This window comes from Roseateles chitinivorans, assembly GCF_002761755.1.
In the GTDB taxonomy this organism is placed as follows: domain Bacteria; phylum Pseudomonadota; class Gammaproteobacteria; order Burkholderiales; family Burkholderiaceae_C; genus Roseateles; species Roseateles chitinivorans.
Genome location: NZ_PEOG01000014.1, coordinates 61,151 through 77,247, shown reverse-complemented (window position 1 = coordinate 77,247; position 16,097 = coordinate 61,151). Strand labels below are relative to the sequence as shown.

At 69.6% G+C, this 16,097-nt stretch carries 12 protein-coding genes; 11 read left to right on the top strand and 1 reads right to left on the bottom strand.

Annotated elements, in window-relative coordinates:
- Window positions 1-37 precede the first annotated feature (37 nt).
- The 10 genes from argS (at window position 38) to CS062_RS06825 (ending at window position 12,473) form a co-directional block, all read left to right on the top strand.
- Window positions 38-1,792 carry an arginine--tRNA ligase gene (gene argS / locus CS062_RS06870; RefSeq protein ID WP_099860696.1) on the top strand — a complete coding sequence of 585 codons (1,755 nt, stop codon included), beginning with the start codon at window positions 38-40 and terminating at the stop codon, window positions 1,790-1,792.
- Window positions 1,789-2,466 (top strand): SPOR domain-containing protein, encoded by a 678-nt coding sequence (locus tag CS062_RS06865; protein ID WP_099860695.1) that lies wholly within the window; start codon window positions 1,789-1,791, stop codon window positions 2,464-2,466. The genes argS and CS062_RS06865 overlap by 4 nt, the downstream gene beginning before the upstream one ends.
- Window positions 2,467-2,562: 96 nt before the next feature.
- Entirely contained in the window at window positions 2,563-3,240 is a 678-nt protein-coding gene (locus tag CS062_RS06860) for a thiol:disulfide interchange protein DsbA/DsbL (protein ID WP_158238690.1), read from the top strand.
- Window positions 3,241-3,427: 187 nt separating this feature from the next.
- Entirely contained in the window at window positions 3,428-4,351 is a 924-nt protein-coding gene (locus CS062_RS06855; RefSeq protein ID WP_233217949.1) for an SPFH domain-containing protein, read from the top strand.
- Between the two features lie 124 nt (window positions 4,352-4,475).
- Window positions 4,476-4,784 (top strand): type II toxin-antitoxin system antitoxin, encoded by a 309-nt coding sequence (locus tag CS062_RS26595; RefSeq protein ID WP_199174187.1) that lies wholly within the window; start codon window positions 4,476-4,478, stop codon window positions 4,782-4,784.
- Between the two features lie 67 nt (window positions 4,785-4,851).
- Entirely contained in the window at window positions 4,852-5,481 is a 630-nt protein-coding gene (locus CS062_RS06845; protein WP_099860692.1) for a TetR/AcrR family transcriptional regulator, read from the top strand.
- A 346-nt stretch (window positions 5,482-5,827) separates the two neighbouring features.
- On the top strand, window positions 5,828-7,114 hold the full coding sequence (locus CS062_RS06840) for a solute carrier family 23 protein (protein ID WP_099860691.1): 1,287 nt from the start codon (window positions 5,828-5,830) through the stop codon (window positions 7,112-7,114).
- Window positions 7,115-7,311: 197 nt separating this feature from the next.
- Window positions 7,312-9,360, top strand: a complete 2,049-nt coding sequence (locus CS062_RS06835) for a GGDEF domain-containing protein (protein WP_099860690.1) — start codon at window positions 7,312-7,314, stop codon at window positions 9,358-9,360.
- Complete coding sequence (locus tag CS062_RS06830) at window positions 9,357-11,396, top strand: GGDEF domain-containing protein (RefSeq protein ID WP_099860689.1); 2,040 nt, start codon at window positions 9,357-9,359, stop codon at window positions 11,394-11,396. The genes CS062_RS06835 and CS062_RS06830 overlap by 4 nt, the downstream gene beginning before the upstream one ends.
- Window positions 11,397-11,480: 84 nt before the next feature.
- Entirely contained in the window at window positions 11,481-12,473 is a 993-nt protein-coding gene (locus CS062_RS06825) for a Bug family tripartite tricarboxylate transporter substrate binding protein (protein WP_099860688.1), read from the top strand.
- A 75-nt stretch (window positions 12,474-12,548) separates the two neighbouring features.
- Here CS062_RS06825 and CS062_RS06820 read toward each other — a convergent pair whose 3' ends face one another.
- A complete protein-coding gene (locus CS062_RS06820) occupies window positions 12,549-13,334 on the bottom strand; it encodes an exodeoxyribonuclease III (protein WP_099860687.1) in 786 nt (261 codons plus the stop codon).
- Between the two features lie 340 nt (window positions 13,335-13,674).
- Between CS062_RS06820 and CS062_RS06815 the strand changes: the two genes are divergently transcribed.
- Window positions 13,675-15,933, top strand: coding sequence for a TonB-dependent receptor (locus tag CS062_RS06815; RefSeq protein WP_099860686.1), 2,259 nt, complete (start codon window positions 13,675-13,677; stop codon window positions 15,931-15,933).
- The last annotated feature ends 164 nt before the right edge of the window (window positions 15,934-16,097 follow it).

Genomic DNA, 16,097 nt, shown 5'->3' with positions numbered 1-16,097 from the left:
GGTCTCTTACGGGGGAGGTCCCCTAAAATGCGACGCCATGATCCAAGCCAAGCAGGAATTGCTCGCCGCCCTCGGCACCGTGCTCCAGGGCCTGAGCCAGGAGGCCGTTGACGCCGGCCTCGTCGCCGCCGCGCCGGTGGCCGCATTCGAGACCCCCAAGCAAGCCTCTCACGGCGATTTCGCCTGCACGGCCGCGATGCAGCTGTCCAAGGCGCTGAAGAAGAACCCGCGCGAACTGGCGACGACGCTGATCGCCCAATTGCAAGAGCAACCGGCCTTCGAGCGCTGGGTCGACGCGCTGGAGATCGCCGGCCCCGGCTTCATCAACATCCGCCTCAAGCCCGTGGCCAAGCAGGCGGTGGTGACCGAGGTCTTCGCCGCGGCGGAGCGCTTCGGACACCAGCCCCGACGCGACACCTCGGCGCTGGTCGAGTTCGTGTCCGCCAACCCGACCGGGCCGCTGCATGTCGGCCATGCCCGCCAGGCGGCGCTCGGCGATTCGCTGTGCCAGCTGTTCGCGACGCAGGGCTGGAATGTCAGCCGCGAGTTCTATTACAACGACGCGGGCGTGCAGATCGGTACCCTCGCGCGCAGCACGCAGCTGCGCGCCCAGGGCTTCAAGCCGGGCGATCCGATCTGGCCGACGGACGCCGCGAATCCCGAGAGCAAGAACTTCTACAACGGCGACTACATCCAGGACATCGCCGACGCCTTCCTGCGCAAGGAGACGGTCAAGGCCGACGATCGCGAGTTCACCGCGTCGGGCGATCCGGAGGACCTCGATTCGATCCGCCAGTTCGCCGTCGCGTTCCTGCGCCACGAGCAGGACCTGGACCTGCAGGCCTTCGGACTGCGCTTCGACAACTACTTCCTCGAATCGTCGCTGTACACCGGCGGCCAGGTCGAGGAGGCGGTCGCGCGCATGGTCGCCAACGGCAAGACCTACGAGGAGGGCGGCGCGCTGTGGCTGCGCTCGACCGAGTACGGCGACGACAAGGACCGCGTGATGCGCAAGTCCGACGGCACGTACACCTACTTCGTGCCGGACGTCGCGTACCACGTGAACAAGTTCAAGCGCGGCTTCTCCAAGTGCATCAACATCCAGGGCACCGACCACCACGGCACGATCGCCCGGGTGCGCGGCGGCCTGCAAGCCACCGGCGTGGGCATCCCCGAGGGCTTCCCGGACTACGTGCTGCACAAGATGGTCACGGTCATGAAGGGGGGCGAGGAGGTCAAGATCTCCAAGCGCGCCGGCAGCTATGTCACGCTGCGCGACCTGATCGAATGGACCAGCCGCGACGCGGTGCGCTTCTTCCTGATCAGCCGCAAGGCCGACACCGAGTTCGTCTTCGACGTCGACCTGGCGCTCAAGGCCAACGACGAGAACCCCGTGTTCTACGTGCAGTACGCGCATGCGCGGATCTGCTCGGTGCTGCGCAAGGGCGTCGAGCAGGGCCACGACGAGGCCTCGCTGGCCGGGGCCGATCTCTCGCTGCTGACCGCGCCGACCGAGTACGCACTGATGCTCAAGCTGGCGGACTATCCGCGCATGCTGGCCTCGGCCGCGCAAGACCTGGCCCCGCACGACGTGGCGTTCTACCTGCGCGATCTGTCGGGCGCGCTGCACAGCTACTATGGCGCCGAACGCGTGCTGGGCGACGACCCGGCCCTGACGCGCGCGCGCCTGGCGCTGCTGGCCGCGACGCGGCAGGTGGTGCGCAACGCGCTGGCGGTGCTGGGGGTGTCGGCCCCGGACGCGATGGAACGTGACTCGCAGGAGCAGCAATGAGCAAACAAAAGCAGCGCGGCGGATTCGCCATGGGCCTGATCGTGGGCCTGCTGCTGGGGCTGGGGATCGCGCTGGGCGTGGCCCTCTACGTGACGAAGGCACCGGTGCCGTTCGTCAACAAGCTGCCGCAACGCACCGCGGAGCAGGACGCCCAGGAAGCCGAACGCAACCGGAACTGGGATCCGAACGCACCGCTGGCCGGCCGTGCCGGCGCGAAGGCGGCGTCGGGCGTGGTGACGCCGGCGGTCGTGCCGCCGCCCGCCCAGGCGCCGCAGGTCACCGCCGGTCCGACGGCCGCGCCCGCCGTCGAGGGTCGCCCCGCCGAGCGCGCGCCCGCCGCGCAGCCGCAGGCCCAGACGACGCCCACGCCGGCCGCCAAGCCCGAGCAGCGTCCCGCCGAGACCCGCACCGCCGACGGTGCCCGCGCCGACGGGTCGCGCGGCAGCTTCTTCGTCCAGGCCGGCGCCTACACGCGCATGGAGGACGCCGAGCAGCAGCGCGCCAAGCTGGCCATCCAGGGTTTCTCGGCCAAGGTGATGGAACGTGAACAGGCGGGCCGCACGGTGTTCCGCGTGCGCCTGGGACCGTTCGACACCCGCGACGAGGCCGAAGCGCAGCAGAAGAAGCTCGAAGGGGCTGGCGTCGAGGCCAACCTCGTCGCGATCCAGCGCTGAGTCGCCGGGCGGTGGTTAATGCCACCCTAAGTTTGACTTTCTAGGATGGCCGGCCGCTGCGGCGCCGGTCGTCGCGGAACTACCAAGGAATCGAAGATGAAGCGTCGCGAATTCAACACCCTCACGGCCCTGTCGACCGCCGCGGGCGGTGGCCTGCTGCTGAGCGGCGCGCCCGCCCAGGCGCAGGGCGGCCCGATCGAAGGCCGCCAGTACCAGCGCCTGGCCAAGCCGGTGCCCGGCTCGGCGCCCGGCAAGATCGAGGTGATCGAGTTCTTCTGGTACGGCTGCCCGCACTGCTACGTCTTCGAGCCGACGATCGAGGCCTGGGCCAAGCAGCTGCCCGCCGACGTGGTGTACCGCAAGGTCCACGTGGCCTTCCGCGCGAACGTCAAGATCCACCAGCAGATGTTCGTCACGCTCGAGGCGATGGGCAAGGAAGCGCAGGTGCGTCCGGCCATCTTCAATGCCATCCATCGCGGCGGCCAGAGCCTGACCGACGTGGACGCGATGGCCAAGTTCCTGGCGCCGCTGGGCGTGGATCCGGCCAAGTTCAAGGAGACCTACAACTCCTTCACCGTGCAGACCCGCGTCCAGCAGGCGACGAAGCTGCAGGACCAGTACAACATCGACGGCGTGCCGACCGTCGCGATCGGCGGCCGCTTCCTGACTTCGCCGGCGATGGCCGGTTTCGGCCTGCGCGTCAGCGAGGAAGAACTGGGCCAGCGCTGCATCGCGGTGGCCAACTTCCTGCTGCCGCTGGCCCGCAAGGGCTGAGCCTCCGCGGACGCCGCGCCTGCGGACGCCCCCGCTCCCCCTCGAAAGCGCCCCTCATCGCGGGCGCTTTCTGTTTTCCGGGCCGGTCCTTCGTCCGATCCCCCGCTTGGGGGGAGTTCCACCTCCACCCTTGCGCGACCCGGGCGGTTGCGCATAAAGTGATATCACCTTTTTGGAGGAGTTGGTGATGAGCACGACCGCAGTCCCGAAGAACATGCCCGCCCGTGGCGCCGCGCCGGCCCCGCTGGAGCGGCGCGCCGGCACGGCCAACGGCTATGCCGCGCTGCTGATCGGCCTGGGCCTGCTGGCCGTCGCGATCTGGCGCTTCGTCGCGTTCGGCGAAGGCGCGGTCGGCCTGCCGCAGCTGGCGCTGGTGGTGGGCGGCGTCATCGTGCTGGCCGGCCTGTACATCCAGCAGCCCAACGAGGCCCGCGTGCTGACCCTGTTCGGCCGCTACATCGGCACCGACCGCACATCGGGGCTGCGTTGGACGATCCCGCTGTTCATGATGAAGCGCCGCCTGTCGCTGCGCGCCCGCAACCTCGACGCGCCGACGCTGAAGGTGAACGACAAGCGCGGCAACCCGGTCGAGATCAGCGCCGCCATCGTCTGGCGGGTCGAGGACACGGCGCGTGCCGTGTTCGAGGTCGACGATTTCGAGCAGTACGTCAGCATCCAGGCCGAGGCGGCGATCCGCCACGTCGCATCGCAATTCGCCTACGACGAGGGCGACGACCTGGACAGCCGCGAGATCACCCTGCGCGCCGGCGCCGACGAGGTGATGGCCGCGATGATCTCGGAGCTGCAGGCGCGCCTGCAGCCGGCGGGGGTCGGCGTCGAGACGGCGATGCTCACCCACCTGGCCTACGCACCCGAGATCGCGCAGGTGATGCTGCGCCGGCAGCAGGCCGAGGCCATCATCAGCGCCCGCAAGAAGATCGTGCACGGCGCCGTCAGCATGGTCGAGGAGGCGCTCAAGGGCCTGAGCGAGCGGGAGATCGTCCAGCTCGACGACGAGCGCAAGGCGGCGATGGTCTCCAACCTGCTGGTGGTGCTGTGCTCCGACAAGGACACGCAGCCCATCGTGAACGCGGGCACGCTCTACAACTGATCGCGGCGAGGCGCGCATGCACATGACGGCATCGACCGAGGCAGCGACCGCGTCGCCTCGCGGACGACCCGGGCCGCGCGGCTCCGGTCGCCGTCAAGCGCCCTGACGACGGAGCGACTCACCGATGGGCAGTCCCGGCAAGAAGCAGTTCCCCTTGCGCCTCGATCCCGCGCTCTGGGAGGAGATCGAGCGGCTGGCCGCGATCGAACTGCGCTCGTCCAATGCCCAGATCGAGCTGCTGCTGCGCGAGGCGCTCAAGCGACGCGGCATCAAGCCGGCGCCTTCCCCGGCACCGCGCCGCGGGCGTCCTCCGGCCGGCGCGACCGAAGGCCCGGATGAGGCGGTGGACGACACGGCGCCGGACGCCGATGTCGCCGCCCCACGCGTGTCGCCCCAGGACGGGCGCACCGAGCCGGACCACCCCGACGAATAACCCGGCCGACATCCGTGGCATTCCCGGCCTCCGGCGGGTTTCGCACGACCGTGCTAACTTGCGCGCCATGGAAGCCAAGACCGCCCGCAGCGAACTGACGCAGAGCGCCATCGTCGATGTCGCGCTGGAGATGGCCCGCCTCGACGGCCTGGACAGCCTGTCGATCGGCGAGGTCGCCAAGCGGCTGAACCTGTCCAAGAGCGGTGTCTTCTCGCGCATCGGCTCGCGGGAGGCGCTGCAGGCCGCGGTGCTGGATGCCTTCGAGAAGACTTTCCAGCAGGAGGTCATCCTGCCGGCGCTGCGCGAGCCGCGCGGCCTGCCCCGCATGGATGCCATGGTGCGCGCCTGGCTGGGGCGCGTCGGCGGACCGCACGGCAACTGCCTGTATGTGGCCGGCGCCTTCGAATACGACGATCGCGACGACGCGATGCGAGAGCGCCTGCTCGACGGCGTCCGGCGCTGGCGCTCGACGCTGCGCCGCACGCTGGTCCAGGCGCAGGACGCGGGACAACTGCGCGAGGACGCTGATCTCGACCAACTGATCTTCGAACTTGACGGCCTCTTCACCGCGCTGGTCCGGGAGGTGCGCTTCCTGCGCACACCGGATGCGGTCGAGCGGGCCTGGACCAGCTACCGACGCCTGATGGCCCCGATGCTGACGGCGCTGCCCGCATCGGCCTCCGACGCGTCCCGCTGACAGCCACGCCACGCCATGCCCATTTCACGCTTTCGCCTGAATTTCGCACGATCGTGCGAATTGTTCCGTGTTCCCGAGCCCCAAGGAGTTGCGTCATGACCATCCTGTTGATCCTGAGCCTGCTGACCGGCGGCGCGTTGTGGCGCGCCTGGGTGTCGTGGCGCCGGCTGCTGCGCATGCTGCCGCGCCACAACCGCGACATGGTGCTGTTCTGAGCGCCGGCGCGTGCATGGCACGCGCCACCCCGTCAAGCCTCCGTCGGGCCGCCCAGTCACGGGATATGCCCGGAGTGGCGATGTCATGGGGCCTCCTTACACTCCCTGGCTTGTCCCATTGAGGAAAGTCCATGGCGTGGTTGATGCGCTGGCGGCCCGTGACCGTCGGCCCCGAGAAGGCGATTGCCCCCGATGAACGCCTGTCCTGGCCGCAGACCGCGGCCCTCGGCCTGCAACATGTGATCGCCATGTTCGGCGCCACCGTGCTGGCGCCGCTGCTGATGGGCTTCGATCCCAACGTCGCCGTGCTGATGAGCGGCGTGGGCACGCTGCTGTTCTTCTTCCTGACCGGCGGCCGGGTGCCGAGCTACCTCGGCTCGAGCTTCGCGTTCATCGGTGTGGTCATCGCCGCGACCGGCTATGCCGGCAGCGGTCCCAATCCCAACCTGCCGCTGGCGTTGGGCGGCATCGTCGCCTGCGGCCTGCTTTACACCGCGATCGGCCTGCTCGTCTCGGCCACCGGCAGCGGCTGGGTCGAGCGACTGATGCCGCCGGTGGTCACCGGCGCGGTGGTCGCGGTGATCGGCCTGAACCTGGCGGCGGTCCCGATCAAGAACATGGCGCCGACGCCCTTCGACGCCTGGATGCAGGCCGCGACTTTCATCAGCGTCGCGCTGGTGGCGGTGCATGCGCGCGGCATGTTGCAGCGGCTGCTGATCCTGGCAGGCCTGGTGCAGGCCAGCCTGATCTATGCGCTGCTGACCAACGGCTTCGGCCTGGGCACGCCGATCGACCTCAGCAGGGTCGCGGCCGCGCCGTGGTTCGGCCTGCCGGGTTTCCATGCGCCGGTCTTCGACGGCGCGGCGATGTTGATGATCGCGCCGGTGGCGCTCATCCTGGTCGCCGAGAACCTCGGCCACCTGAAGGCGGTCGGCGCGATGACCGGCCGCGACATGTCGCCGTTCCTGGGCCGCGCCTTCGTCGGTGACGGCCTCGCGACCATCGCCAGCGGCGCCGTCGGTGGCACCGGCGTCACCACCTATGCCGAGAACATCGGCGTCATGGCCGCGACCCGCATCTACTCGACCGCCGTCTTCGTCTTCGCCGCGCTGATGGCGCTGGCGCTGGGCTTCTCGCCGAAGTTCGGCGCGTTGATCCAGGCCATCCCGCTGGCGGTGATGGGCGGGGTCAGCATCGTCGTGTTCGGCCTGATCGCGATTGCCGGCGCCCGGATCTGGGTCGACCACCAGGTCGACTTCCGCGATCCCCGCAACCTGATGGTGGCGGCGATCACGCTGGTGATCGGCACCGGCGACTTCACCTTGAAGATGGGCGGGTTTACCCTGGGCGGCATCGGAACTGCCACCTTCGGCGCGATCCTGCTGCATGCGCTGTTGAGGCGCGGCCGCACCGACTGACCCCCGCGTCGCGTGCATGGGCGTCAACTCGTGCACGCTTCACGCGAACCAGGGGATCGGCGCTCAAGTCACCAGACCTACAACTCGACATCAGCACGATGAGCATGCTTGGGGTGTTGCGAGCAACGGAGCAGGCGAGGACGGCGGCCGGCCGGCCCGGCGCACGCCCCTGCGCGCGCGCGCTGGAAGGCGCCGCCGTGCTCGCCCTGGCCCTGAGCCTCGCCATGCCGCTGCTGAGCGGCTGCGGACCGCAGGGCAGCGCCGACAACACCCGCGACGCGGCGGCTTCGGCCGCCGGCGTCCAGGACCGGGCCCTGCAGGCGGAGCTCGAGCAGCAGGAGCGCATCGCCTCGGCGCACCCGCGCGAGCACCTGCGTGAGCTGCAGGCGATCGAATCCCGCGCCGCGCCTGGCAGCAGCGAGCGACTGGAGGCGCTGAGCCAACGCGCCGCGCTGCTGGCCCAGCTGCGGGACCGCACCGGCCATGAGGCCGCGGTGGAGGCGCTGAAGGCCTGGCCGGAGACCTCGCCGGTGCGCGCGCAGATCCCGCTGGCCTTGATGCTGGCGCGGGCGCAATGGCTGAAGGCCAATGGCGAGCTGGGTGCCGGCGTGCGCCTGCTCGGCGGCCTGGCCGAGATCGATGCGGCGAAGGCGGATCGCCGGATGCTGTGGCGCGCGACCGAGCTGCGCGCTTACATGCAGGGCGACTACGGCGAGGTCGACGCGGCGGTCGAGAGTGGCCTGAAGGCGCTGGAGCAGGCGCGCGCGATGGGCTCGCGCTGGCGTGCCGCCACCAATGACGCCACGCTCGCCTTCAACTACTTCCGCAGCCAGCAGTTCGACCATGCGCTGCGCGCCGCGCGCGAGGCCCTCGAGGCCGCGCAGCAGGACCCGGACCCGGTGCTGATGTACTCGGTTCACACCATCCTGGGCATCGTCCACTCGCAGGACGAGGACCCGCGCCTGAGCCAGCAGGCCCGCGAGCAGGCGCTGCAGTACGCCCGCGAGGCGCAGGCGCCCGGCCTGCAGGCGCTGGCGCTGGGCAACCTGGCCGACTACGAACTGCGCAGCGGCAACTACGCCCGGGCGCTGGAGCTGTCGACGCAGAGTCTGGCGCTGGCGCACGAGGATGGCGAGATCTCGACCGAGATCCTGGCGCGCCACAACATGGGCATCGCCAAGATCGGGCTGAAGCGGCTGGACGAGGGCAAGCGCGATGTGCTGCAAGCCATCACGATGGACGCGCAACGCGAGGCCGGCAGCTACACCGCCGAGGCCTGGCTGGAGCTGGGCGGCTACCTCGAGAAGGCCGACGATCTGCCTGGCGCGGTCGACGCCTATCACCGCGCCCGGAAGGAATTCGATGCGGTGCTGCGCGACGAGACCCGCAAGGCGGTGCTCGAGGCGCAGGCGCGCTTCGAGGATCAGCAGCGCCAGCGCGAGATCCGGCTGCTCAACCAGGACAACAGCCTCAAGGCCGAGCAGATCCGCACCCGCGACCTGCAGCTGAAGCTGTGGGCGGAGGTCGGTGGCTGCGTGCTGCTCTCGGGCGCCTTGCTGGCGCTGGCCTACCGCCGCATTCGCCGCACCAACGCCGCGCTTGCGCAGACCAACGAATCGCTGCGCGTGCAGAGCGAGCGCGACCCGCTGACCGGTCTGGCGAACCGGCGGCACTTCCAGCAGGCCATCGCGCAGCGCACGCGCGAGGGCGGTCTGCGCGGCAGCCTGTTCCTGATCGACATCGACCACTTCAAGCGCATCAACGACCAGTGGGGCCATGCGGCCGGCGACACCGTGCTGGTCGAGGTCGCGCGGCGCCTGAGCAGCGTGCTGCGCGAGCAGGACCTGGTCGTGCGCTGGGGCGGCGAGGAATTCCTGATCCTGGTGAACTCCGAAGCCACCGAGGACGCGCGCCAGCTCGGCCAGCGCCTGCTCGACCAGATCGGCGGGCAGCCGGTCGACCACGGGCCGCTTCGGATCCCGATCAGCGCCTCGATCGGCTTCGCCAGTTTCCCGATGGCGCCTCAGGACCTGACGCTGGAATGGGAGCGGGCGATCGACCTGGTCGACACCGTGATGTACATGGCCAAGGCCCATGGCCGCAACAAGGCCTACGGCGTCGCGGCGATGCAGGCGCGCGACCGCGACCAGTTGCTGGCGCTGGCGGGCCGCATCGAGTCCGCCTGGCATCAGGGCCAGGTGCAGCTGGTCAGTCTGCTCGGCCCGGTGCAGGAGGGGCGCGCATGACCCGGCCGGTTGCCGCGTTCCTGCTGGCCGCGCTGCTGGCCCCGCTGCTGGGCGGGACGGCGGCGCGCGCGGCAATTCCGGACCGCGCGCTGGACGCGCAGCTCGCCCAGCTGGACCGCTACGGCTACAACGAGCCGGAGAAGGCCGCTCAGCAACTGCGCGCGCTGGCCGCCGATCCGGCGCATGCCGGGCAGCGCCTGCACCTCGACTACGCGCTCGGACGCAATGCCGTCTACGCTGGCCACCCGGAGACGGTGCGTCGCATCGCGTCGGACCTGGAGCAGCGGCCCGGCGGTCAGCCGCTGGCACGCATGCTGCTGGCCGAGTTGCAGGACCGCCAGGGCCAGACCGGCCGGTCGGGCGACATGGCGCGACAGGCGCTCGAGGCGCTGGCGCCGCCGTGTCCAGCGCAACCGGCGCAGACGGTGCCCGCGGACTGCGATGCGCGCGTCGCGCTGCAGGCCTTGCGGCTGATCGCGCGCGCGCAGGGCGCGCGCGGCGAGTACGCCTTCGCCGATACCTCGCTGCGCCGCGCGCTGGCGCTGGCCCAGGCGCTGCAGGACCCGACCGCGGCCGGCGTGATGATGGGCTCGCTCGCGGTGAACAGCCAGGTCCGCGACGAGACGGCGACCGCGCAGCAGTGGATGGCGCAGGCCTGGCAGACGGCGCAGGGCGACGCGGCCGCGATGAGCCGGGCGAAGATGGTCGAGTCGATGGTCGCGTCCCGGCGCGGCGACCGCAGCCAGCAGCTCGCCGCGCTGGAGGAGGCGCTGCGACTTGCCCAGCAGTCCGGCGGGCGGCGTGACGTCGCGCTGCTGCAGAACAACCTGCTCGACGCCTACATCCACACCGACCAGGCTGCCAAGGCGGTGCAGCTCGCGCGGCTGGCGCTGCCGGTGGTGCAGTCCTACAACGACCAGACGGTCGAGCGCACGCTGCGCCACAACCTGTCGGTCGCGCTGGTCCTGCAGCGCCAGTTCGAACCGGCGCGGCGCGAGATCGCGCGGGTGCTGGAGCTGGCGCAGGGCGACTTCGATCCGGTGCGGCGCGCGCTGCAGCTGCGCGAGCTCGGCGAGGCCTATGCGAAGGTCGGACAGTGGAAGGAGGCCCTGCGGCTCTATCACGAGGAGCGCGCGCTGAGCGCGGAGACGGCGCGACGCAACCGCGAATCCTCGCTGCAGCAACTGCGGCTCAAGTACGACAGCGAGGCCAGGCAGCGCGACCTGGAGCTGCTGCGCCGCGAGCAGACGCTCAAGGACCGCGAGCTCGGCAACCGGCGGCTGGCGCAGTATGTCGGCGTCGGTCTGGCGGCGTTGCTGGGGCTGTCGCTGATCCTGATGGGCGTGATGCTGGCGCGCGTGCGCGAGGCCAACCGCAAGCTCAAGGCCAAGCAGAGCCTGCTGCGGGCCCAGAGCGAGCGCGACCCGCTGACGGACCTCGCCAACCGGCGCCACTTCCTCGCGGTCATGGACCGCCATGCCAAGGATATGTTCACCGGCGCACTGCTGATGATCGACATCGATCACTTCAAGCATGTCAACGACCGCCATGGCCATGCGGCGGGCGACGCGGTGATCGTCGAGGTCTCGCGGCGCATCGCGCAGGCGGTGCGGTCGGAGGACCTGGTCGTGCGCTGGGGCGGCGAGGAGTTCCTGGTCTTCGCCCGCAATGTCGCGCCGGACCAGCTGCAGCTGCTGGCCGAGCGCATCCTCTTCATCGTCGGCGAGCAGCCGGTGCAGACCGCGGCCGGCGCGCTGCGGGTGACCTGCTCGATCGGCTTCGCGCATTTCCCGCTGCCGCCGGCCCAGCTCGCCCTGCATTGGGAACAGGCGGTCAACTGGGCGGACATGGCGCTCTACACGGCCAAGTCGCAGGGCCGCAACCGCGCGCGCGGCATCGTCACCGTCGAGGCCGGCGACGCCCAGGCGCTGATCCAGATCGAGGCCGACTTCGATGCCGCCTGCAGCTCCGAGCGCGTGCAGCTGCAGACCCTCCTGGGCCCGGAACCGCCCGAGACGCCGGAGGCGGCGCACTAGCCAGGCGGGCCGGACGTCCACGCCGCATCGAGATCGCATCGCCCCCCGACGACCTGCATCGAGATCACCACGAGGAGACGCCCCATGAGCCTGAACCGTCGCGCGTTGCTCGCGCTGTCCTCCGCGGCCTGCCTGCCGGGCCTGGCCCGCGCGCAGCAGGCCTGGCCTTCGCGGCCGCTGCGCATCGTCGTGCCCTTCCCGCCGGCCGGCACCACCGACCTGCTGGCGCGCGCGATGGCGCCGGAGCTGCAGAAGGCCCTCGGCCAGCCGGTGATCATCGAGAACAAGCCCGGCGCGGGCGGCAACACCGGCTCGGCCGAAGTGGCGCATGCGACCGACGGGCACACGCTGCTGATGGGCACCGTGGGCACGCACGCGATCAATGCCTCGCTCTATCCGAAGATGCCCTTCGACCCGGTCAAGGATTTCGCGCCGGTCACGCTGGTCGCCGCGGTGCCCAATGTGCTGGTGCTGAATCCGGCCAACGCGCAAAAATACGGCATCCAGACCGTGGCCGACCTGGTGCGGGTGGCCAAGGCCCAGCCGGGCAAGCTCAACATGTGCTCCAGCGGCAACGGCACGTCGATCCACCTCGCGGGCGAGCTGTTCAAGAGCCTGACCGGCACCTACATGATCCATTTCCCGTATCGCGGCTCGGGCCCGGCGCTGCTGGACCTGATGGGCGGGAACATGGACCTGATGTTCGACAACCTGCCTTCGGCGCTGCCGCACATCCGGTCCGGCAAGCTCAAGGCACTCGCGGTCACGAGCGCGCGCCGCAGCGAGGCCTTGCCCGACCTGCCCACCATCGCGGAGAGCGGCGTGCCGGAGCTCAAGGCCTTCGAGGCCTCGTCCTGGTTCGGCTTGCTGGCGCCGATCAGCCAGCCGGCCGACCAGGTCGCCCGGGTGCAGCGCGAGGCCGCGAAGGCGCTGGCGACGCCGGCGATCAAGGAGCGGATGGCTTCACAGGGCGCCGTGCCGGGCGGTGGCTCCAGCGCGGAGTTCGCCGCGCTCATCGCGAGCGAGACCGCCAAGTGGGCGAAGGTGGTGAAGGTTTCCGGCGCGAAGGTGGATTGACACCTTGGGACGGCGTCGGCCGTCTCTCATCCCCTCGCCCCGCAGGGGGAGGGGGCGTGACCAGATGCGCCAGCTTCAGATCTTGAAGTCGTAGTCGATCGTCAGCGGTGCGTGGTCGCTGAAGCGCTGGTCGAGGTAGATCGCCTCGCGGGTGGCCAGGTGGGCCATGCCGGGCGTGGCCAGGTGGTAGTCCAGGCGCCAGCCCACGTTCTTCGCCCAGGCCTGGCCGCGGTTGCTCCACCAGGTGTACTGCTCGGGCTTGTCGTTGAGGACGCGGAAGACGTCGACCAGCCCGACGTCCTGCTCGAGCAGCTTGGTCATCCAGGCGCGTTCCTCCGGCAGGAAGCCGCTGTTCTTCTGGTTGCCCTTCCAGTTCTTGAGGTCGATCTCCTTGTGGGCGATGTTGACGTCGGCCACCAGGATGAACTCGCGCTCGGCCCGCAGCGCCATCAGGTAGGGGTACATCTCCGCGAGGAAGCGGAACTTCGCCGCCTGGCGTTCCTCGCCGCTGGAGCCGCTCGGGAAATAGCAACTGATCAGGCTGAGCTTGCGGCCGGGCTTGTCGAAGCGCTTCTCGACCCAGCGACCTTCCAGGTCGAACTCCGGGCTGCCGAAGCCGACGATCACGTCGCTGGGCGTCTCCTTCGTATAGAGGCCCACGCCGGAGTAACCCTTCTTCTGGGCGTAATGGAAGTGACCGCTGAGGGTGTCGTAGCCGGCGAACTGCGATTCGACGACATCGGCCTGCGCCTTCAGCTCCTGGACGCCGACCACGTCGGCCTGCTGCGGCGGCAGCCAGTCGAAGACGCCCTTGGTGGCGGCGGAGCGAATGCCATTGAGGTTGAGGGTGATGAAGCGCATGGAGGGGGCCCTGGAAGAGGGCGGCAGTATCGCAAAGCCTCCCGCCAAAGATGGCAGCAGCGGCGGAACCGGGGCCGCGGCAGCCTCAGGGGCTGCACCACATGGCGCGGTCCCCGTGCGCCGTCGACGCCCATTCGGGCGACACGCGAGCGGGTGCAGTGTTTGGGCAACACAAACCGCACCATCGCGGTGCGTGGGGTGACGTGTTTATGACGAACTTGCTAGATTCGCGTCCACCGCGCTACCCCGCGCCCACATTTTTGCCAGCTGTGAACCCGGAGCACGCGTCGGGACACCGCCGGCCTCCCCGGTTTCCCATCCTTCCCCCGGAGTTCCATTCATGAATCGATTCGCCACCCAGCGCGCTGCCGTCCCGGCCCTGCGCGAGGCCGCCGCGGCCGTGTCGCTGGCCCTGCTCGCCTGGCCCGCGCTGGCCCAGGAAGCCACCGACGCGCCGGCCAAGGAGAAAGGCCAGCTGGAGACGGTGACCATCACCGCCGAGCGCCGGGTCGAGAACATCAAGGAAGTGCCGAACGCGGTCAGCAAGATCTCCGGCGAGAAGCTGGACGTGCTGAACTCCGGCGGTCAGGACGTGCGCTTCCTGTCGGGCCGCGTGCCCAGCCTGAACATCGAATCCTCGTTCGGCCGTGCCTTCCCGCGCTTCTACATCCGCGGCTACGGCAACACCGACTTCCGCCTGAACGCGTCGCAGCCGGTCTCGCTGGTCTATGACGACGTGGTGCAGGAGAACCCGATCCTGAAGGGCTTCCCCGCCTTCGACTTGGCCGCCGTCGAAGTGGTCGCCGGTCCGCAGGGCACGCTCTACGGCCGCAACACGCCGGCCGGCGTGGTCAAGTTCGACTCGGTGAAGCCGTCGCAGCGCCAGGAGGGCTACCTGAACGTCTCCTATGGCAACTACGGCACGATGAGCCTGGAAGGCGCCGCCAACGTGCCGCTGACCGGCGACTGGGCCGCCCGCATCTCGGCGCAGATCCAGCACCGCGACGACTGGGTCAAGAACCAGGTCCCGACCGGCAAGACCGGCGAGCTCGAGGGCTACGACGACCGCGCCGTGCGCCTGCAGGCGCTGTACCAGCCGCACAAGGACTTCAGCGCGCTGTTCAACTTCCACGGCCGTGACCTGAAGGGCAGCGCTCGCCTGTTCCGCGCGTCGATCATCAAGCCCGGCACGAACGACCTGGTCGACGGCTTCGATCCCGAGAAGGCGTACACCGACGGCGTCAACGAGCAGACCCTGCATGCCACCGGCGGCAGCGCACGCCTGCGGTGGGGCCTGGGCGCGATCAACCTGTACTCGATCACCGGCTACGAGTCGGTGCGCCCGTTCAGCCGCGGCGATGTGGACGGCGGCTATCTCTACGGCGGCACCAAGCCGTACACCCAGGAAGGCCAGGCGGGCTTCCCGGCCGAGTCCTCCAGCTCGATGAGCGGCCATCGCCAGATCACGCAGGAGTTCCGTGTCGAGTCCGCGGCGGCCGGCCCGCTGCGCTGGCAAGGCGGCCTGTACTTCTTCGACGAGCGCTACACCGCTCGCAGCACCGACTACACGACCTCCACCGGCGCGGCCGCCGGCTACGTCGACACGTACCAGAAGAACACCGCATGGGCCGCGTTCGGCTCGGTGAACTACGCGGTCACGCAGGACTTCCAGCTGCGCGGCGGCCTGCGCTTCACCCATGACAAGAAGGATGTGAAGGTCACCAGCAGCTACACCGACCTGAACACCAGCACCGGCGTCACCGCCAACACCGGCGACTCCAAGTGGAACTGGGACGTGTCGGGCACCTATGCGCTGACCAAGGAAACCAACCTGTATGCCCGCGTGGCCACCGGCTTCCGCGCGTCGTCGGTGCAGGGCGCCTCGCGCTTCGCCGGCCAGTCGCAGGCGACGCCCGAGAACGTCACCTCCTACGAGGTGGGCGTGAAGTCGGACTTCTGGGATCGTCGCGCGCGCCTGTCGGCCAGCGCCTTCACCTACACCGTCAAGGACCTGCAGCTGACCGCCGTCGGCGGCCAGAGCAACGCCAACCGCCTGCTGAATGCGAAGAAGGCCGAAGGCAACGGCGTCGAGCTCAACCTGGAGCTGCTGCCGATTGACCAGCTGCTGATCACCGTCGGCGGCAGCCTGAACAACACCAAGATCAAGGACCCGAGCCTGTCGCTGCCGGCCTGCGGCGGCGGTTGCACGATGACCGATCCGCTGGTGGCGGGCTCGACGACCAACTACAGCATCGACGGCAATCCGCTGCCGAACGCGCCGAAGTGGGTCGCCAACCTGACCGCGCGCTACGCGTTCCCGACCGCGGCCGGCAACGAGTTCTACATCTACACCGACTGGGCCTACCGCTCGAAGGTCAACTTCTTCCTGTACGAGGCCAAGGAGTTCACCGGCAAGGCGCTGACCGAAGGCGGTCTGCGCGGCGGCTACATCTGGAACAACGGCAAGTACGAGGCGGCGATCTTCGTCCGCAACATCACGAACCAGATCCGCATCACCGGCGCGATCGACTTCAACAACAACACGGGCTTCATCAACGACCCGCGGACCTACGGCGTGCAGTTCAAGGCGATCTTCTGATCGGCCGACGCTGTTCCCCTCAAGGGGCGGCCGTGGCCGCCCTGCAAGAAGCAGGCCCGCTCCGGCGACGGAGCGGGCCTTCTTTTTGCTTGGTAGGCCTCGATTCCAGCGACAGCCTGTCCTGTGAAGCCCCCAGGCCGCGCGAACCCGCGTCCTACAATTCC